Source organism: Chitinophagales bacterium (genome assembly GCA_019638515.1).
Lineage (GTDB): Bacteria > Bacteroidota > Bacteroidia > Chitinophagales > LD1 > UBA7692.
Map to the genome: position 1 here is coordinate 56,017 of JAHBTS010000009.1, position 20,734 is coordinate 76,750.

Sequence of the window (20,734 nt, forward strand, 5' to 3'; positions counted from 1 at the left end):
CATGCAGCAGAAAATAAAAGAAGCCATTGCTGCTTCCATTAAAGTAAAACAAAGCATTTTAGAAAATACTGAAATGCTGCAACAGCTTGAAACAGTTGCCAACTTAGTTGCCGATGCTTTCGAACGCGGCAATAAAGTATTGTTTTGTGGCAATGGTGGTAGTGCTGCCGATGCACAACATCTTGCAGCAGAATTTACAGGGCGTTTTTATAGCGATAGAAATCCATTGCCTGCCGAAGCGCTACATGTAAACACATCCTTTGTTACAGCCGTGGCAAACGATTATAGTTACGATGAAATATACCAACGTGCCATTAAAGCACACGGCAAAGCGGGCGATGTGCTGTTTGCAATTTCTACCAGCGGCAATTCAAAAAACTGTGTACTTGCCATGCAAGAAGCCCAACTTCGCAACATGAAAGTAATTGCATTTACCGGTGCCACAGGAGGCAATATGAAAAACTGCTGCCACTACTTATTTAATATTCCCAGCACCGATACGCCACGCATACAAGAATCGCACATTCTTATTGGGCATACCATTTGCCAATTGGTAGAAGAGATGCTTATAGAACGAAAAGTTATCTAATTGCCACATGCTGCAAACAACAACAGCACTCATATTGGCAGGCGGCTTTGGCACACGTTTACAAAGTGTGGTAAAAGACATTCCAAAGCCAATGGCTCCAATTGGCAACCAACCATTTTTACACTACCTTTTTTTGTACTTAAAGAAATTTGGAATAAAGAAGGTAGTGCTATTGGTAGGTTATAAACACGAAGTAATAACATCGCATTTTGGCAACAACTATAGTGGTATTGAAGTTGCTTACAGCATAGAACACGAGCCATTAGGAACCGGAGGTGCCATTATGAAAGCAATGCAAAGCATCAACAGCAACTGCTTTCTATTAAATGGCGATACCTTCTTCAATGTTGATTTATGGCAGATGGAAAATACCATCAATACCAATGAAACTGATATTGCACTTGCATTATCGCTTCAAAAAAAATTTGACCGCTATGGCACAGTACTTTTTAACCAACAGCAAAAAGTAACTGCATTTCAAGAAAAAAAATGGGTAGATGAAGGTTGGATAAACGGAGGCGTGTATTGGATAAACCAACATTTTTTTGAAAAAATAAAAACACAATGCAACATAGAATTACCCACTAAGTTTTCGTTTGAAAAAGATGTGTTTGAAACATTTACCCACCAACTGAATTTGCTCGCATTTTTGCAGCAACAATACTTTATAGACATTGGTATTCCCGAAGATTATACGCGTGCTCAAAGCGAATTACCACTTTACTTTTCGGCTGTATGAAATTGCCTTTTACCATAGATAAATCGTGGACGCTCTTTTTAGATAGAGATGGCGTAATTAACCTGCATTATCCAAACGATTACGTAAAACATTGGCAAGAGTTTATTTTCTTAGAAGGCGCTTTAGATGCCATTAGCCAACTCTCGCACGTTTTTAAAAGAATAATTGTGGTAACCAACCAACAAGGCGTAGGCAAAGGATTGATGAGCGATAGCGATTTGCTCTTTATTCACGAAGAGATGCGTAAAGCTGTAAGAAAGAATGGAGGAACCATACACGCAGTTTATACCGCCACCAAATTGGTTGCCGAAGACAACAATATGCGCAAACCTAATATAGGCATGGCTTTGCAAGCAAAAAAAGATTTTGAGGGGTTGGATTTTTCAAAAAGCATTATGGTGGGCGATTCTGTTTCCGATTTGCAATTCGGTAAAAATGCAGGAATGAAAACGGTATATATTTCGCAAATGGAACAAGACCATCCTTTAGCAGATATTACATTACATAGCCTCAACGATTTAGCCACGCTAATTACCCACAGTTAGTCTGTTTCCGGCAATTCCTCATCTTCTTTTATTTCTGCATCAGGTGTGGTATTGGCGGCTTTCTTCTTTTTTTTCTTCTTCTTAAAAAGCTCTTTAAACTTATCGAAATCTTTACGGAAAGTTATTCCCACTCCGGTACGGTTTCTATTTCGCAAGTTAAAGTTATCGTAATCGGTTCGGTTAAATACTTTTGCCCTCCAAGTGCCTTCTTTATCGAGTTTATACTCTAATTGAAAATCGCCTGCTACGTTGGCAGTAGCCACACGGCTGGTTCCGGTACCTGTGTTGTCTATTACCGTTGTATTACCAAAATCTACATTACCACCTGCACTCAACGAGAGCCTATCATTAAAAAAGCGTTTGGTTAATGCCAATTGCAATTCTCTGCGAGTATCCAATGCAGCATCATCGCCCGATGCAGTTGCACCTTGTTGGTTATACTGCCTATAGCCAAAATTTACATCAAAATCATTTACAAAATTTGAAAAGAAATTATTGAGATAGAGCGACAACTGCGAAGACACAAATTCGCCCAGTGTATTGGCTACGCCTCCGCCAATAGATTCTGTTCCCATTGAATTATTCAATGTATTTCCCGGTGGTAAAAAACGGTTCATTACCAATAAACCAAACACCTCTTTATTCAATTCGGTTTCGTTGGTACGAATAATTTGCAATCGATTTTCTACCAAATTTTTAATGCTCGGATCGGGATCTATGGCACGAATATCGAAAGCTACATTGGGTGCCGCCAACACACCGGAAAGTTTCATGAGTAATTTCACTGGAATGCGGCTTCGGGCACGGGTTTCGGCCTCACTTTGCTGAGAAGTGCCCGAAGTAGTGCTATGCTCAAAGAAATCGCTAATTAAATCGTAGGTAGAAGTACGCACGCTATACACAGCATCTACATTTAATTGTGCTTGGTATATATCGCCCGTAAAATTGATACTGCCGCCCGGCTCTATTTGAAAGCGTTTATTTATGATGTTTTGAAGTGTAAACAAATAATCGCCCTTTGCAACTTCATAAGTTCCATACATGGTTACATTACCCGCTTTCGGAATTTCAAGTTTAATGTTTCCTTTTCCGATACTTGAAAGAATATCGCCAGCAACGGGATCTAGCACAATATCAATCCTTCCATCGGGTGTGGCTTCCAGTTCAAGAATAAAGGTGAGTCCATTTAATTTCAACTTCTGCTTAGCTTCAATTTTTAATGAATCGGCCTTCTTATCTACAAACTGAAAGAATGAATAGCGGCTTGTTTCTTTCGTATTCCTAATAGGTAAATTCACATGTGTGCCGGGCATTGTTTTTACATTGGCACGAATGGTAAGATCGTTGAACAATCCCTTAAAATTGACACTTCCTGCCGCAAATGCTTTACCATAAAAAACAGGATTCAGTTTCTCATCGGTATTCAGCATCATGGCATTAAATGTATTTACCCGAAGATCTATTCCGAAGTTTTTAAACCATGAATGATATATTTTACCGTTGGCAATGGCTTTGTTATGCTCATTGTTGTTTATATCCTGAATGATTAGATGGTTGATATTGATATTGTTTTCTGTAAGCAGTACTTCTTGGTTGCGTATTGAATAGCGTGTATTTAAATAGCTTACAGTAGTAGCAGCCGTGTCTATTTTCATACTTCCGGTAAGTGCCAGTTTGGGCATTACACCTTGCAATCGCAACTTACCGGTAGCTGTGCCATAAGTATTTTTTACATACGGTTTAAAGTATGGATAATTTAAAAAATCGAGCGACAACTTGCGTAAGTCGAATGCCAGATTCAACTCCGGCTTGCTTCTATCTAAAGAGTAATAACCATAGCCACGTATATCGTTTCCATTTTCTTGCACCTGAGTGTTTACTACAATTCTGTTGCGTGCCTGCTCCAGTTCGCTCTGTAAGGCAATATTGCCTATGCTTACTTCGCCAAGTTTTACGTTTGATGCCACAACATTGGCAATAATGGAAGGCGTATAAAATATATCTTCAATTTTGGCCACGCCATTTATTTCGGCACTAATACCGGCATCTTTAGGCATAAACAATTTGGTAAAATCGCTCAGCACCATTTTGTTTAAATTGATATTAAACGAAGTTGAAGTATCGTTCTTTAAATACGCATCGAGCGAAATACTTTGCTCGTTGCTAGCAAATACAAAATTTTTAGAAGTAATTTTTTTACCACTTACTTCAATTTCATTGTTGGGAGAAAATTGCCATAGTTTATCTGAAAGCCATACTTCGGAAGGGCGCATCTGCATTTTTAAACTATTGCTCTGCGGGAAAAGATCGGCAGTTAAATTCATCTTGTTTTTATGATGCTTATCTAATGCAAACACCTTCAATAAAAAGCCATTTATTTCGTTGTGAGCTTCTATTTGTAAACTATCCACCATTAAACTATCGCCCACGTAAATATTATCGCAATTGAGGTAGGTGTCTAACTCTTTACCAATAATACCCGATAAGATAGTTGTGCGTTGGATATTCATTTTTCCCCATTGCAATTCGGGTATAAAACCGTTGAGCGAAATTTGGCTAAGTCGTGAACTTACGGTTCCCTGAATTTTTGAATTGCGGATTAGTTTAAAATCCGGATGAATAAATTGAGTAAGTACGCCTGGTTCGTAAATGCGTGCCGCAAATGAAAACTCTTCGGTACTAAAACTTTCCATTCTAAATGCTGTATTTTCTGTAAAGGTTCGCTCCACAATATGTTTCAGCGTAGGAATTAGTTTAGAAAAACTGTAGTGTCCTTCAATTTCCACTTCGGCTACTTTGCTCTTTAGGAGTAGCGACTTTTTCCTGTTGTCTTCGTTATAGGCTTGCAGTTGAACAAAATCTACAAAAGCGCTAGTATCTTTATTTGCCAAACGTAAATTTCTAAGTACGATGGTTCCTGCAATATCATCAATATTTTTCCCCGTAATGTTACTCGATAAATCAGCGCCTACAGTTAATTCCTGCTTGCTTAGATTGAGTGCCTTTAAATTGGCATTGCGAATAGTAGAAGTGAAATTAAACTCCGGTTCTGCCTTGTTTAAATTTGCCATTCCATCGAAATCAAAATCTATGTTCTCATCGTGTATGCAAAGTTTCCCAACAAAGGTTCTTTTTTTTAAAACACCATTTACGGTAGCATTTCGGTAGTTATACTGTTTCAAAAAGATACTCTTTACGGTACCGTTTATTTGCGCTTCTATTTCATCTAATTTTAATCCTTTCCCGTTTATATCTGCCACAGCAGTAATAGTTCCCAACATAGATTCGTTTCCGGTAAACTTTCCTAGATCGAAATCATGTAAGGCTAAATTTCCTTTATAGGAGGCTTCGTTTGTTTTCTTATTGTACCTAAAATTTAAATCGGTAGTGGCAGAGCCTATTGCAGTGTTGAACTTGCCTTGCGAAAAAATATCGGTTAAAAATCCATCGAGATTACCTGTAAAACTAATATTACCCAAACGTGCAATGTTTTCCGGAATTTTTACTGAAGGTATGAGTGCTTGAATATCTTTTACATTAGTAGTAAGTTTTGCCACTCGCAAGTTCAGCGATGTTTCAAAAACATCGGGCAAACCATACGTAAAAAAGTTTCCTTTAAAGTAAGTATTGGAACCCGTTTTAAGTTCCATATCTCTACCGCGTAAATTATTTACTCTACCATCTATCTTACCTGCCAATTGAATGGTATTGTGCTCAATTGCATGTAATTTTTTGGCAAAGAAATTAACGTCTTTAAGTGCCACTTTGCTATGCTTAAAATCGCCTTTCATACGCACCTTGGTAATAAACTTAGTAAAGTCGTTGAAGTGTGAGTATTGTAAATACACGTAATTAGAAAGTTGACTCCCGGGAGTTTGCAACATCAATTTTTTACACTCAATTTCATTGGGCGTTACCCGAGCTTCGGCACGTAAATTACTTAAAACCAAACCACATTTTTCGCGGGCAGAAAGTTGTCTGATACTTGCAATAATTGTATCGCGGCTGAGTGTACCTTTGGTAACATTCAGGTTAATGGCTCGAATATCCAAATGGTTGTAGTCCATACCAATTGGGTTTACAGGCTTTTGAATATTATTGATAAGTACTTGTGCATTAGTAATTAAAACCCGTCCAAAATCTATCTTTAAATCGCCAATCATGAAATGAACCGGCTTTAGTGTATCGCTCGGCTTCTTAGGCTGCAATGGGTTTATTACAATATCTACAATAGGATTTACAATGGTAAGTGAATGAAGGTTCATTCTACCCGAAGCCAAACCCAAATCATTTAACTTAGCCAACATTCTGCCCACATTCACGCGCACAATTGTGCCTCCTTTTTTGTCGGTATAATCGAAATGCGTATGCAACAATCCAATCTCCTGCACCTCTACTCTTACATTTAATGGCGATGATTTTTTCTTCTTTTTACTCTTCTTTAGAGAAAAAACTTCATTTAGATTCAACTTACCGTTAGTATCTTTTTGTAAATGAAAGTAAGCACCCTCCAATGCAATTCCTTTTACAAGAATTTCTTTACGCAATAAAGCCCTACCGCTAAAATGCACATCAACTTTTCGGGCAGCAATCATGGTATCGTTACTATAATCGCGTACCAAAACATCTTCCAATAAAATATTTCGTGAAAATGTGAGCTTAAACGCACCTATCTTCACTTCTGTATTCAACTTTTCTGAAAGTAGTTCGGCAGTTTTGCGCGCACAGTAATTTTGGACCGTAGGAATGTTTACTACAATCACAGTTGCTATTCCTAATAATAGAAACAGTGCTACAAGAGACAATAAGAAGATTCCTGTTTTTCTTAGCAACTATTCGTTTTTGAAATTTACTTTTGCATACGTGTCTATTACTATACTTGGCATCGAATCATCTTGCGATGACACAGCCGTATCTTTATGCGAAAATGGGAAAATTCTTTCCAACATTACTGCTTCGCAATCCATACATGAACAATGGGGTGGAGTGTTTCCTGAACTTGCATCGCGCGCGCACCAACAAAACATAATACCAGTAATAGATGCAGCAGTAAAAAGCAGTGGTAAAAAACTAACAGATATTAACGCCATAGCCTTTACACGAGGCCCCGGCTTAATTGGTTCTTTGCTAGTAGGCACCTCCTTTGCCAAAGGTCTTTCCTTAGCCTTGAATATTCCACTCATTGAAGTAAACCATATTCAGGCGCATATTTTGGCACACTTTATTGATGCTCAACCCTCCTTTCCATTTCTATGCCTTACCGTTTCTGGCGGGCACACACAATTGGTGTTAGTACACAATCATTTTACTTTTGAAACTATTGGTGAAACCATAGACGATGCAGCAGGAGAAGCCTTTGACAAAACTGCCAAAATGCTTGGATTACCCTATCCGGGCGGGCATCTTATTGATAAATACGCTCAAGCCGGAAATCCTTTGGCTTTTAAGTTTGCTTCACCCAAAGCAGGTAATCTAAATTTCAGTTTTAGTGGATTAAAAACTTCGGTACTCTACTTTTTACAAAAGCAAGAGAAGATAAATCCAGCCTTTATAGAAGAAAACTTAAACGATTTATGCGCCTCTATTCAACACACTATTGTTGAAATGCTTATTAGCAATTTAGAAACAGCAATTATTCAAACCAACGTAAAAGAAATTGCACTTGCCGGAGGTGTAAGTGCCAACACGCTACTTCGCAAAAGATTTGCAAATGTTGCCAACCACCATAGTTTACAATACCATATTCCCAAGTTTGAATACTGCACCGATAATGCAGCAATGATTGCCATTACCGGATACTATAAATACCTGCAAGGCAACTTTACCGATTTACAGGTAGAACCATTAGCTCGATGGAAATAAAAAAGCCTTCGTAAAAAGTTACGAAGGCTCTTAAGTATTTGCTTAAACTAAAATCTATTTGTAAGTAACTGATAAAGTTGCATGGGTTGCATCATTACTAGCTCCATTTATGGTAATACCAGGAGTACCAGTAACGGCCGTACAAACATAACGTACAGTTACAGTATTTGTAGTATTAGGAACAACTGCTGCCATCTTGCTAAATGCCAACGACCATGTAGTTACAGAAACTCCATCCCATGAATTATAATTTCCAACCTTCTCCATACTTCCACCAATTGGAGTTCCATTTACATACACAATAAACTGAACGTGTGTATTTGAACCTGTATATCCATATCCTGCAGCAGTAAATTCTATTTGTGCAGTACTTGCTGTAGGCGTAAAAGGTACACTCACAGGGAAGGTTGCCCATGAAGTTGAACTAAAGGTTGAATTTGAAGATAATGAAGAAGAGGCTATGCTCAAACCAGATGGACCAGTTGGCCCCTGTGGCCCCTGAGGTCCTGCCGGACCTTGTGGACCTTGTGCCCCAACTGGGCCTTGTGGACCTGCCGGACCCTGTGGACCAGTTACACCATTAATTCCGGCTTGGCCTGTAGCACCAGTAGCTCCGGTGGCTCCATTATTTCCTGTTGCCCCTGTTGCTCCCGTATCTCCTTTAGGTCCAGTATCTCCGGTGGCACCTGTTACGCCTGCTCCGGTAGCACCTGTGGCTCCATCGGCTCCAGTAGCGCCTGTAGCTCCTGTTACACCATCTGCTCCGGCTTGACCAGTAGCTCCGGTGGCTCCATTATTTCCTGTTGCCCCTGTTGCTCCCGTATCGCCTTTAGGTCCAGTATCTCCGGTGGCACCTGTTACACCTGCTCCGGTAGCACCTGTAGCTCCTGTTACACCATCGGCTCCGGTGGCACCTGTGGCTCCAGTGGCGCCATCATTTCCTGTTGCCCCTGTTGCTCCCGTATCTCCTTTAGGTCCAGTATCTCCGGTGGCACCTGTTACGCCTGCTCCGGTAGCACCTGTGGCTCCATCGGCTCCAGTAGCACCTGTGGCGCCTGTAGCTCCTGTTACACCATCGACTCCGGTGGCACCTGTGGCTCCAGTGGCGCCATCATTTCCTGTTGCCCCTGTAGCGCCTGTATCGCCTTTAGGTCCAGTATCTCCGGTGGCACCTGTTACGCCTGCTCCGGTAGCACCTGTGGCTCCATCGGCTCCGGTAGCACCTGTGGCTCCTGTTACACCATCTGCTCCGGCTTGGCCTGTAGCCCCAGTGGCTCCATCATTTCCTGTTGCTCCTGTAGCGCCATCTACACCATCAGCACCAGATGCACCTGTTGCGCCTGGCAAGCCATTAGCTCCTGCCGGCCCCTGTGGTCCTGTAGCACCAATTGCTCCTTGAGGTCCCTGTAATCCAGTAGCTCCGGTGGCACCCGTTGCTCCTCCACTGCCCTGTTGGCATAATGAAAGCCATACAGTTCCATTGTAGTAGTAAAAACAGTTATCTGTTAAATCGTATACTAAAAGCCCTTGCGCAGGATTAGCAATTGCCAATCGCTGTTGTGCTGTAACTCTTGGTACTAAAAACCCCTTATCGGTTGATTGTAATTCTAAAATTGAACTTACATCCGGAGTAAGTGTTCCAATACCTACATTCTGCTGGGCAAACAATGTTGTGTGAATAGCAAGTGCTACTGCAATTAGACGGAATAAAGTTTTACTCATTTTACGTTAAATCGGTTGTGGGTCGCGAATGTAATACCATTTTTATTTCTTTTATTAAAATATGCACAAAAAATTTATCACTCAACCAAAATAATGTTGAAAACAATAAATTATAGAGATATTGGAACTAAACACCCAAAATACAACACTCCGCCACTTTAGCACATGGAAAGAAAAAACTCAAACTTTACGGAATAGTATATATGCTACTTTCCAATAAACAAACTATACATCCAAACTGCCCCTCTTTTAAATACCGTTTTCTATGTCTGCGCAGAATCGTGCTTCTAATTATCCTTTAACATTGGCTCATATGCCAATAATCGCTCTTTAATATATTCTGGCAGTGGAATACTCTTTTGAGTTTTGTAATCGAAAGCCACCATGGTGGTGTTACCAACATTCATAAGTGTTTGCGAGCCATCTTCGTTCTCCCGCACTATTGCATATTCTAAATCTATGCTTTTAGTTCCTAAGCGTGCCGTGCGTACATAAATATATGCAGCCTCCGGAAATCGCAAAGGCACTATATAATTAATATTAGCCGATGCTAAAATGGCACCATCATTTTTCCAATCCCACTGGCATGCTTCGTGAAAATAATATACCCGAGCTTGTTCAAAATAAGTAAGGTAAACCGCATTGTTTATATGGTGCATTTCATCCATATCGCTCCAACGTGTTTCTACACTTTTTCTAAATCGGAAGCTTTTCAACAACTCTTCTAATGGAATACTTTTATCGAATTTCATAAATACAGTATTTACTATGTTGAAACAAAGGTAAGATTATACTAAAAAAAGATGCTTGCTGCATCCATATCCTTAGCAATGATTAAGAAAAGAAACTAAAGAAACTTTACTACAAGTATCGGAATGGCATATAGAATAGATGCCAGCATTACTGCACGTGCTGCCACATAGTAATTGCGCGATATAAATAAAAAAAATACAAACAAGTTCATTACCACACCTAAACTAAGCATGGGCGAAAAAATAGGAGGCATGAACACAAACTTCATATAGTTGGTAAATGGCATGTAACTAAATTTGGCAACATAAAACAATACAACACCCAGCCATGGCGCTACAATACCCGGTATAAATCCTGTAATAAATTTATCGTAGCGATAAATAGTAACCGGCTCGCTCAGTATTTTCTTCAACATGTTCAAATATCAATTCTTCCGCAAAATTAGTGTAATTAAAAACAGCAGATGCAAAATTTAGCAAAGCTACCTCACTAATACATTTCTAATGATGGCACTTCCGCTCTTATCCTTTTCACGTAGCCTGAATAGTGCTTCAAATTGTTCCTGAAGGGCAGATTCCACTTTTCCTTTTATTGTTTGCTGCGCAGCATCGTCTTCAAACTTACTTTTAAGGTGTTTGGTTGAAATTCGTTTGCCAAAACTAAAATACAACTTCACCGGCTTAGGTATTACGGTAGGTCCCCAACCTTTTACTAATGGAGGAAACAAATCGCCTCCTTTAAAAACGCTATCTGCTATTCCTGTGAACTTCAAAAATTTTCCGAAGCCTGTTTCGCTTAAAATTTCGTTGGCGTCTTTGGTGATGGTGTAGGCTTCTTCTGCACCTACTGCTGCCACCGGAATGATATCGTAACCATATTGCATTGCCATACGCACAAAACCATTTCTATCGCTCCATTTTAAAATATACTCTTCTCCTTTTTTCTTGCATATTTCTCGTGTGCCACCCGGAAAAACCAACATGCTTTCTTTACGCATCATTAGTGCAGCACAATTTTCGCGACTGGCTTTTACAACGCCCAAACGTTCTGTAATTAAATTGCGCCAAAAAGGAATTTTAAAATGGTTATTATCTGCCAAAGAGCGTAGTATTATTCCTTTCTTTAAATACAATTCTATCCCAAACGGATAGCCATCTAATACGCCTAAAATGGTATGATTGCTCACAAACATTGCCGGTTTAGACACATCTAATTTTTCGAGACCGTAAAAATTGGGCGCAAACCAAAGTTTGAATGGGCGAATAAAATTTCGCGCAAATGTTTTTGAAGGTGGATTAAAATCGAACTTCGATAAATCCGGTACTTTTTTTACTCTGCTCATAGCACTTCATAAATAGATGTGCTGCTAATGTTCAAACAAAAAGTTGAATTGCCAAGCTGCAATGACTGTATTACTTTTTAATTTCCACTACTTTGCCACATTCTAGCATAGAAGCGCCATAATAAGGATTGCGGATTTCCTTTTCTGTGCTGAGCCAATAGGCTTTTTTCATGGGGCAGTATTGGTAAAAAACCTCTTCCTTAACTGCGGTATTGCCTTTTACAAAAGCCCACATGAGCGTAGAAACATCTGTAAATGCAATTCTTTGCTTTTCTATGTTCTTTGCTGCCACCAGTTTGTTTACAGCATTTTGCAAGTTCTCTTTTTGAGCAAATGCCGTGCTTTCTTGAATGCTCTTTTGCAATGCAGTAGCGGCCTCTGCCGCAACTTTGCCTTCGCCATTTACCAGTGCATTTTTCACTTTAATGTAGTTACTTAAAAGTGGTGTTGCGTTTTGAGCTATTGCAGAGAATGTCAGCAACGTTACTACGCATACAAACAATATTTTTTTCATAGCTGTATTTTAGTTGTTTACTAATTCTATTTTAAATCCTGCTTTTTGAACCGTTTCAATAACTTCTGTTGCAGTAATGCCATTCGTTTTTACGGTAAGTATTTTATCTTTATTAGCCGTATCTACTTTCCATTCGCAGATACCGGCTGCGTTATCTAAATGTGGTTTTACAGACGATATACAACCTCCACAATTGATATTGGTTTTAAACTGAAATTCTTTAGTGTTTTCCATATTTTAATACTGTTTTCTTTTTTGAAAATTTACAAAGCAAAAATGGCAATTACTTGGCTGTGCTCTTTACACTTTTCTTTGTTTGGTTTGCAACTTTTACAGATTTAGGATTTCCATTTTAAACGCAAACTGTTGCTTACCACGCTAACGCTGCTCAGCGCCATTGCTGCGCCTGCAATCATTGGATTTAATAAAAAACCATTGATGGGATAAAGTATGCCTGCTGCCACCGGAATGCCTATAACATTGTAAACAAATGCCCAAAAAAGGTTTTGCTTAATGGTAGCAACTGTTTGCTGCGAAAGTTTTATTGCCTGTGGTATTTTTGTAAGTTCCGATGAAATAATGGTCATTTTAGCAACATCCATTGCAATATCGCTGCCTTTACCCATAGCAATACTCACATCTGCCACTGCTAAAGCTGTGCTATCGTTTATGCCATCGCCTACCATTGCCACTACTTTTTGTTGCTGCTGTAATTGTTTAATAAAATCGGCTTTTTGCTGCGGCAACATTTCTGCTTTGTAATGCTTAATACCTGTTTGTGCTGCAATAGCACTTGCTGTGGTTTCGCTATCGCCTGTGAGCATATAAAGCTCTATACCCATTTGCTGCAATTGCGTAATTGCTGCATGCGATGATTCTTTTACTTTATCGGCAATGGCAATAATGGCTAAGGCTTCAATACTATTTGCAAAAAACACCACCGTTTTAGCTGCTGCACTCCAATCACTAAACTGCTGTTGCAACTCTTGAGATATGGCAATATTGTTTTCGAGCAGTAGTTTCTTATTACCCACAAAATATGCTTGCTCATTACAGATTGCTTTTACCCCTTTTCCTGTTATGCTTTCGAAGTACGACAAAGGTACTTCTTGCAAATGCTCTAAGTGCTTGGCAACTGCTGCTGCCAGTGGATGCTCCGATTGCTTTTCAATACTCAATAAAATACTCTTTTCTGTTGGGTGATGATGCAACCATTTTTCATCTGTAACTTGAGGACGACCTTCGGTAATGGTCCCTGTTTTATCCAGCACTACCGCATTTATCTTTTTGGCAACTTCTAAGCTCTCTGCATCTTTAATTAAGATTCCATGCTCCGCACCTTTTCCTACGCCTACCATAATAGCGGTTGGTGTAGCCAAACCCAATGCACAAGGACACGCAATTACCAGTACCGAAACTGCAGACAAGAGTCCTTGCGCCCAGCTATTTTCTCCGCCCAACACAATCCATGCTACAAAAGACACTAATGCCACCAACATTACTACCGGCACAAAAATGGAGGCAATTTTATCTACCAATTTCTGTACGGGCGCTTTACTGCCTTGTGCATCTTGCACGGCTTTAATTATCTGCGCCAGCATGGTGTCTCGCCCCACCTTTACTGCCTTAAAACGAAAACTTCCCCTTTGGTTTATTGCTCCTGCAAATACCTCATCGCCCTTCTGTTTGAGTATCGGCAGCGGCTCTCCATTCAGCATACTTTCATCTACATACGAACTACCTTCTAAAACAATCCCATCTACCGCTATTTTTTCGCCCGGCTTTACAAGTATTGTATTTCCTGCCTCCACAGCACTAATGGGCACTTGCTGCTCTTCGCCACTGGCATGCAACAATACTACTGTTTTAGGTTGTAAACCCATAAGCTTTTTTATGGCAGATGAAGTATGGTTCTTTGCTTTTTCTTCGAGCAATTTTCCTAACAAAATAAATGCAATAATTACTGCTGCGGCTTCAAAATACACATGTGCGTGTAAGCCTTTGGTATGCCAAAATTTTTCGAAAAACATATTGAATACACTAAACAAATATGCAATACCAGTGCTCAGTGCTACCAATGTATCCATATTGGCGGAATGGTGCTTTGCCTGTTTCCATGCATTCACAAAAAAACCTTTGCCCAACCAAAAAACTACGGGAGTTGATAACAACCACATGAGAATATTGGCATAAGGCATATCCATAAAAAACATACCAATTATTGCTACAGGAAGTGCCAATAAAATTGCAAGAACTGTATGCTTCTTTAGTGTACTTATCTTGGCATCATGTATAGCCTCTAAGGTTTCTGCTTGTGCTTGCTCATTTTCTACTAGCAAATCATAACCTGCATTTTGCACTATCTTTTGCAACTGCGCGGCATCTAACATTGATGGCAAGTATTCCACGGTAAGATTTCCCGAAGCAAAATTTACCGAAGCATGCACCACGCCTGCTGCATGTATTACGGCACTTTCTGCACTCCCTGCACACGAAGCGCACGACATTCCTAAAACAGGAAAAGTACTCTTTACGGTAGTAACGCCATAGCCAATTTCTCTGATAGCTTTAATTGCGCTCAATACGCCTTCGCTATTGCTAACCTCAATTACAGCTCTGCGATTATTCAACTCTATTTTACTGCTCGAAATTCCTGCTACGCCTGCTAACTCCTTATCTATAATTAGAGCACAGTGTTCGCTTTCTACACCTTCTAATGGAAGGTAAACTATAGTATTTTTAGTGCTGGTTTCCATAATAAACAAAATGCTTACGCTGCGCAAAATTGCCTACAATACCAACTAAAAAGTTACAGATTTTTAGAATTGAATTGTAAGATTTACACTTGGTCTAAAGGTTTGCGCTTATCGGCCTTTATCTGCTTAAAATGGCTTGGAGTAAGCCCCGTTACCTTCTTAAATTGATTACTTAAATAGGCTACACTCGAATAATTGAGCTGGTATGCAATTTCGCTGAGCGATAATTCATCGTACACCAATAATTCTTTTACCCGCTCAATCTTTTGAGCAATAAAATACTTCTCGATGGTAGTACCTTCTACCTCAGAAAATAAATTCGATAAATAATTGTAATCGTGATGCAGTTCTTGTTTTAGCACATCCGATAAATTAGTTTTTGTGTCATTATCTTGGTGATGAACCAACTCTATAATTACATTTTTAATTCGCTCAATAATGCGGCTCTTTCTATCATCAATCAATTCAAAACCTAACGCTACTAAAAATTGCTCTAGCTCCTTTTTCCCCTTTTCGTCAATATTATTTACCAACGTAACTTCGCCCAACTTAATATTTTTTACATCCCAGCCGAGTTTTTCTATAGCCTGCTGCACTACCATAATACAACGATTGCAAACCATATTCTTAATAAACAGTGTACTCATACGCGCTATTTACTTCAAAGGTAAAAATTGAAGATGCTATTGCATTGATGAATGAAAAGACGCAGTTTAATTTCACACATTTTGCACACTTGCGCCTACAAAATGTTGGCTTATGAAATTTTAAATACTTTCTTACGTCATAAATTCATCTTTGCAGTGCTTTATGAATAACTTTTTAAAAATACTATCGAAATATCCGGCAGTTACATTGCGTTTTCTTTTCTCATTGGTTTTTATAGGGATTGGGCTAGCAATTATTTATGTACCATCTATAACCAATGGAGCCGACACCAATACCAGAGTGCTTTTTGGCGCACTTATGCTCATTTATGGCAGCTACCGTTTTCTTACATTCTGGTGGGAATATCAAAAGGCAAAAAAAGGAGAACTTTTATGATGAAACATTTCAAAATTCTTTTGCTGGCATCCTCCATTGCGCTTACAACCAACGCCTGTAAAGACGGTGGTAAGATTAAATACTACCCAACACTCGAAGAACAAAACAGAGGCACATTGAATATTTACTGCGATGAAAGCCTGCAAAGCATTGTGCAACAGCAAGCAGAAATATTTGAACTCAACTTTCCAGAAGCAAAGGTGAATCCAATATTTTTAAATGAAAGAGCGCTGCTTGAAAAACTCTTAAACGGAAGTGCCAGAACAGCACTGCTCACCAGAAAATTAAGTGCGGTAGAACTGCAACAAATTGCTAAAGTAGATTCTATAAAAGGTCGCGAACATTATATTGCGAAGAGCGCCTTGGTACCCATAACCAATAAAAGCGCTTTTAAACAAATTTCAAACAATGAATTAAAAGCACTCTTTACAAACGGCACACAACCCATTGTAATAGAAGGCAAACAAAGCGACCGATTAAAAGCTGTGGCAAGTGCTTTGGGCATTGCTAAATTCAGCTCTAATATTTTTGCGGTGAATGGTGTAGATAGTGTGCTGCAATATATAGAGGCAAACCCAAACGCCATCGGTCTTATTGATTATGCACACATCAGCGATGAATTTTCAGCAAAGGCGCAAAACATTTTCAATAAAATTTCGCTCTTAAAAATTGCAACCCATTGCCACGATACTTTGCAAGTAGTTTCAGCCAATCCAAACGATATTTTTACAGATTGCTATCCATTGGTTACACCCCTAAACTACGTGGTTACAGATTACAAAAACAAACTAAGCTTGGGCTTTGTAAATTTCATGGTAAAATCGAAAGCATCAAGAGTGTTTTTGCATGCAGGATACATACCTGCGGTAATGCCACAGCGCGAAGTTGTAATTGATACAACTTCCGACATTGCTACCAAACAATATATTAACTAATACATAAAAAAGATACAATGGCTTCTATTTGGAAAACCCAACCTAATTTGGAGGTGCTGAATGGTTGGCGTGGTAAAGGCGCCAGCGATACCATGGGAATTGAAATGATTGAAGTGGGCGATAATTTCTTAAAAGCAAAAATGCCCGTAGATGAACGAACAAGGCAACCTTTTGGCATTTTACACGGAGGCGCAAGTTGTGTGCTAGCCGAAACACTTGGCAGCGTTGCTGGTAGTTTGTGTGTGGAATATGGTAAACAAATAGTGGTAGGTTTAGAAATAAATGCCAACCACATTCGCCCGGCAAAAGAAGGCTGGGTAATTGGCACAGCCACACCGTTGCATTTGGGTAGCACTACGCAAGTTTGGGAAATAAAAATCACCAACGAATCAGATAAATTAGTTTGCATCAGCCGACTAACACTGGCTGTAAAAGACATGCCGAAACAATAAAAACAACTTAGTTTTTTTCGGCTGTAGAAATTACCTTTTCAACCTTTAAGCCTACATTGCGGATATTGGCAAGTGGGTTCACACGCATATCTTGAGTAATTACAAACTCATACGTGCCTTCTGCAGGAAAAATCACATTCTCTTGCAATGGAATTTGAATAAAGCAATTATCGCTGGAGCAATCGCCAAACCATCTTCCATCGGCTTCGCTCAACAGTAAGTTTACTCGCTTCGACAACTTTTCCCCGTCAGGAAACTGTGTTGCAATATTTACCCAAAGGTTTCGCCATTCAAAATGAAAAGAGTGGCGAATGCTTACATAAATATTGTAGCGCACTGCAGTATCTTCAATAGCTACTTTAAATGTTTGCGGCTGCTCATAACTCCAACTTTCGTGCTCTAATGGATTGTTCTTATCAAATATCACATTGGAGTTGCAACTGCTCAGCACATATACAAGCATTAGCGCAAGCACATACAGCATTTGTTTCATAAACTTTTACTGCTTTTGTTGAGGGGGATTATTGGGTTTTTGCTGCTGCTTAGGAGCATGTTGCTTATGTGCACCCTGCTTTTTATATTGCTGTGGTTGCTCTCCTGCCGTTTGCTGCGGCTTACCGCTTTGTGGCTTTCCTTTTGAATGGTGCTGCTTTCTGTGTTTCTTGCGCTCCTTTTCTTCGAGGGCTGCCAAGCTTACTTGCCCCACTAAATCATCGTGCTTACTTTCATCTTTTTCCTCTTCTACCAACGCATAATTTTCGAGACTTTGTGGTTTCTTATTGTTTTTATTCATCCACAAAAGCTCCTTTGCATCTTCAACAGAAAGTTTAAAAAACACACCTCGCTTTTCTTCATATTCATACCATAGCAACTGCTTTAGTATTTCTGTTTTCTTTAAAAAAGCAATACCTTCTTCGGTTAGTATTTTATCGGAATGGCGCGGAAAACTTTTCAGCGCGTCATTGTAAGTATCTAACTCGTAGTTAAGACAGCACTTTAGTCTTCCGCATTGGCCGCTCAATTTCTCTGCGTTTATTGCCAAGTTTTGGTAGCGCACAGCATTGGTAGTTACCGATTTAAAATCGGTAAGCCAAGTAGAGCAGCAAAGTTCCCTTCCGCACGAACCTATACCGCCAATACGCGCAGCTTCTTGTCTTGCCCCAATTTGGCGCATTTCTATTTTCACCTTAAACTCTCTGGCATATACTTTTACTAATTCTCTAAAATCTACACGATCATCGGCAGTGTAAAAAATAGTAAGTTTTTTACCATCGCCTTGAAACTCCACATCGCCAATTTTCATTTCTAACTTTAAAGTGCGTGAAATGGCGCGTGCCTTTACCATCAACTCATTTTCCTTGTTTCTATTATCAAGCAAGAGATCTATATCTTGTTCGGTTGCTACTCTAATTATATTACGGATAGTGTCTTCGCGCTCGCTCACTTTCCGCTTTTTCATTTGCACTTTTACAAGTTCGCCCTGCAGGTTTACTTCGCCAATATCGTAGCCTTGCGCTGCTTCAACTACTATTAACTGGCCTTTTGAAAAATCGAGATGGTCTGTATTTCTATAATATCCTTTGCGTGAACCATTCTTGAAACTCACTTCTACCATATTGAAGTTCTCGTTAAAAGAAAGTGGAAGGTTCGAAAACCAATCGTACACATTTTGGCGGTTACAACTGCCCGAAGAGCAGCCGCCACCGCTTTGGCAGCCTTTGGCTTCACCACCACTTTTTGTACCGCACCCTGAACAACCCATATATATTATTTAAGTATTCTTCTAAAAAATAAAAGCCCGAAACTACACTTCAAAACTTAAAACACCTAATTGAATATTAATTGAAGTTTCAATAGCCATACTTTTCTTTCCACCAAGCACGCAATTGCTTGCGCATTTCTTCTTCGCGTGCATTCTTTGCCGGCTCATACAACTTTGTTCCTTTTATTTTTTCCGGAAGAAATTCATGATTGGCAAAATTGCCATCGTATTGATGTGCATACTGATAATCTTTGCCATAATTCAAGTTTTTCATGAGCTTGGTGGGTGCATTTCTAATTGAAAGCGGAACCGACAAATCGCCTGTATCGCGCACTAGTTTTTGTGCAGCGCGAATAGCAGTATAAGCACTATTACTTTTGGGTGAAGTTGCCAAATAAATTACGGTTTGCGAAAGAATTAAATCGCATTCCGGATACCCAATCATTTCCACTGCTTGAAAACACGATGTGGCTAGCAACAGCGCATTTGGATTAGCATTTCCGATATCTTCGCTAGCAAGTATCAACATGCGCCTGGCTATAAAGCGTGGCTCCTCCCCTCCTTCCAACATACGTGCTAAGTAATAAAGTGCAGCATTGGGATCGCTGCCTCTAATGCTCTTTATGAATGCTGAAATAATATCGTAATGCTGCTCTCCACTTTTATCGTACAGTGCCATTTTTTGCTGAATAATACTTTCAACCAAGGCATTAGTAATTTCGCCTGAGTGCATTGTGCTTAATGATGCAGCTACCAATTCCAATACATTCAACAACTTCCGTGCATCGCCACCACTGTATTTCAGCAATGCCTCGGTTTCTTTCAATATTAAATTTTGCTGTTTTAAAACATCATCATTGCTAATGGCCATTTGCAGCAATGTTTCTAATGCCTCGCGCTCCAATGGCTGCAATACATATACTTGGCAGCGCGAAAGCAATGCGGAAATTACCTCAAACGAAGGATTTTCGGTTGTAGCACCAATGAGTGTTATGGTACCTTTTTCTACCGCTCCAAGTAACGCATCCTGCTGCGCCTTATTAAACCTGTGAATTTCGTCTATAAACAGCAATGCCTTACCTTCTGCTTGCGCACGCTCAATTACTGCACGTACTTCTTTTACACCACTTTCTATAGCACTCAACTGAAAAAACGGAAGCTGAACTTGCGCTGCAATAAAACGGGCAAGCGATGTTTTACCAACACCCGGAGGTCCCCAAAATATTATGGAAGGAATATTGCCACTTTGAATAAGTTGGCGCAATACTTTGCCTTCGCCCAATAAATGCTGCTGCCCTACAAATGCATCGAAATTATTGGGGCGCATGCGTTCCGGCAATGGAATAGAAAAACTCATGTTGCAAAGGAACTATTTATTACACATGAAAACGAAAAAAGCCTCCACCGATTTTGCAATCAATGGAGGCTTGAGGCTTAGTGCCTGATAAAATTATCTGGTAATAATTATGCGTCTTACATAAGTATTGGCTCCGGCAACAACGCGTGTGGTGTAAGTTCCGGCTGCCAAATCGCCAAAGTCGAAGTTAATGGTGTTGCTGCCTTTGTTTAAGTAGGTAGCGCCTTTTTTCACTACTTCGCCCATGTAGTTATTTACCTCAATAGTTATTTCTTGTTCCGTTCCTGTTGTTATGAATAATTTAGCTTGGTCGGCTGCAGGATTCGGCACAAACTCGCTTACTCTAAACAAATCTTCGCCTC

Annotated in this window: 20 protein-coding genes; 7 read left to right on the top strand and 13 right to left on the bottom strand. The window is 39.7% G+C overall.

Annotation, left to right across the window (positions count from 1 at the left end; genetic code table 11):
- The first annotated feature begins 1 nt into the window (after position 1).
- Genes KF872_12370 through KF872_12380 form a run of 3 tightly spaced genes read left to right on the top strand, consistent with a single transcriptional unit; the run spans position 2 to position 1,873 of the window.
- Positions 2–589, top strand: a complete 588-nt coding sequence (locus tag KF872_12370; GenBank protein ID MBX2904334.1) for a D-sedoheptulose 7-phosphate isomerase — start codon at positions 2–4, stop codon at positions 587–589.
- Between the two features lie 7 nt (positions 590–596).
- On the top strand, positions 597–1,328 hold the full coding sequence (locus KF872_12375; protein ID MBX2904335.1) for a nucleotidyltransferase family protein: 732 nt from the start codon (positions 597–599) through the stop codon (positions 1,326–1,328).
- Positions 1,325–1,873, top strand: a complete 549-nt coding sequence (locus KF872_12380; protein MBX2904336.1) for an HAD-IIIA family hydrolase — start codon at positions 1,325–1,327, stop codon at positions 1,871–1,873. Before KF872_12375 ends, KF872_12380 begins: the two co-directional genes overlap by 4 nt.
- Here KF872_12380 and KF872_12385 read toward each other — a convergent pair.
- Positions 1,870–6,636 (bottom strand): translocation/assembly module TamB domain-containing protein, encoded by a 4,767-nt coding sequence (locus tag KF872_12385; GenBank protein MBX2904337.1) that lies wholly within the window; start codon positions 6,634–6,636, stop codon positions 1,870–1,872. The two genes, KF872_12380 and KF872_12385, sit on opposite strands and share 4 nt — an antisense overlap.
- A gap of 100 nt (positions 6,637–6,736) precedes the next feature.
- Between KF872_12385 and tsaD the strand changes: the two genes are divergently transcribed.
- Entirely contained in the window at positions 6,737–7,735 is a 999-nt protein-coding gene (gene tsaD / locus KF872_12390; GenBank protein MBX2904338.1) for a tRNA (adenosine(37)-N6)-threonylcarbamoyltransferase complex transferase subunit TsaD, read from the top strand.
- 54 nt (positions 7,736–7,789) lie between these two features.
- On the opposite strand, the gene KF872_12395 is transcribed toward tsaD, so the two are convergent.
- From KF872_12395 to KF872_12430, 8 genes are all read right to left on the bottom strand, one after another.
- Positions 7,790–9,457 (bottom strand): collagen-like protein, encoded by a 1,668-nt coding sequence (locus KF872_12395; protein MBX2904339.1) that lies wholly within the window; start codon positions 9,455–9,457, stop codon positions 7,790–7,792.
- Between the two features lie 287 nt (positions 9,458–9,744).
- Positions 9,745–10,209, bottom strand: a complete 465-nt coding sequence (locus KF872_12400; protein MBX2904340.1) for an acyl-CoA thioesterase — start codon at positions 10,207–10,209, stop codon at positions 9,745–9,747.
- Between the two features lie 95 nt (positions 10,210–10,304).
- Entirely contained in the window at positions 10,305–10,625 is a 321-nt protein-coding gene (locus tag KF872_12405) for a hypothetical protein (protein MBX2904341.1), read from the bottom strand.
- Between the two features lie 66 nt (positions 10,626–10,691).
- On the bottom strand, positions 10,692–11,552 hold the full coding sequence (locus KF872_12410; protein MBX2904342.1) for an acyltransferase family protein: 861 nt from the start codon (positions 11,550–11,552) through the stop codon (positions 10,692–10,694).
- Positions 11,553–11,622: 70 nt separating this feature from the next.
- Positions 11,623–12,066, bottom strand: a complete 444-nt coding sequence (locus KF872_12415) for a DUF3347 domain-containing protein (protein ID MBX2904343.1) — start codon at positions 12,064–12,066, stop codon at positions 11,623–11,625.
- A gap of 9 nt (positions 12,067–12,075) precedes the next feature.
- Positions 12,076–12,300, bottom strand: coding sequence for a heavy-metal-associated domain-containing protein (locus tag KF872_12420; GenBank protein ID MBX2904344.1), 225 nt, complete (start codon positions 12,298–12,300; stop codon positions 12,076–12,078).
- 104 nt (positions 12,301–12,404) lie between these two features.
- Positions 12,405–14,822, bottom strand: coding sequence for a copper-translocating P-type ATPase (locus KF872_12425; protein MBX2904345.1), 2,418 nt, complete (start codon positions 14,820–14,822; stop codon positions 12,405–12,407).
- 83 nt (positions 14,823–14,905) lie between these two features.
- On the bottom strand, positions 14,906–15,469 hold the full coding sequence (locus KF872_12430; GenBank protein ID MBX2904346.1) for a helix-turn-helix transcriptional regulator: 564 nt from the start codon (positions 15,467–15,469) through the stop codon (positions 14,906–14,908).
- 163 nt (positions 15,470–15,632) lie between these two features.
- Between KF872_12430 and KF872_12435 the strand changes: the two genes are divergently transcribed.
- From KF872_12435 to KF872_12445, 3 genes are read left to right on the top strand one after another with little or no spacing between them, the layout of a single operon-like run.
- A complete protein-coding gene (locus KF872_12435) occupies positions 15,633–15,866 on the top strand; it encodes a hypothetical protein (protein ID MBX2904347.1) in 234 nt (77 codons plus the stop codon).
- A complete protein-coding gene (locus KF872_12440) occupies positions 15,863–16,801 on the top strand; it encodes a substrate-binding domain-containing protein (protein ID MBX2904348.1) in 939 nt (312 codons plus the stop codon). The genes KF872_12435 and KF872_12440 overlap by 4 nt, the downstream gene beginning before the upstream one ends.
- A 17-nt stretch (positions 16,802–16,818) precedes the next feature.
- Positions 16,819–17,253 (top strand): hotdog fold thioesterase, encoded by a 435-nt coding sequence (locus KF872_12445; GenBank protein MBX2904349.1) that lies wholly within the window; start codon positions 16,819–16,821, stop codon positions 17,251–17,253.
- Positions 17,254–17,260: 7 nt separating this feature from the next.
- Here the strand turns inward: KF872_12445 and KF872_12450 are convergent, their stop codons facing one another.
- The 4 genes from KF872_12450 to KF872_12465 all read right to left on the bottom strand — a co-directional run.
- Positions 17,261–17,746 carry a gliding motility lipoprotein GldH gene (locus tag KF872_12450; protein MBX2904350.1) on the bottom strand — a complete coding sequence of 162 codons (486 nt, stop codon included), beginning with the start codon at positions 17,744–17,746 and terminating at the stop codon, positions 17,261–17,263.
- Between the two features lie 6 nt (positions 17,747–17,752).
- The gene (locus tag KF872_12455) at positions 17,753–19,015 is read right to left on the bottom strand and encodes a hypothetical protein (GenBank protein MBX2904351.1); all 1,263 of its coding nucleotides are present in this window, start codon (positions 19,013–19,015) and stop codon (positions 17,753–17,755) included.
- 88 nt (positions 19,016–19,103) lie between these two features.
- On the bottom strand, positions 19,104–20,372 hold the full coding sequence (locus KF872_12460) for a replication-associated recombination protein A (GenBank protein ID MBX2904352.1): 1,269 nt from the start codon (positions 20,370–20,372) through the stop codon (positions 19,104–19,106).
- 93 nt (positions 20,373–20,465) lie between these two features.
- Positions 20,466–20,734, bottom strand: a 269-nt coding sequence (locus KF872_12465) for a T9SS type A sorting domain-containing protein (GenBank protein MBX2904353.1), incomplete at its 5' end; no start/stop codon positions are given.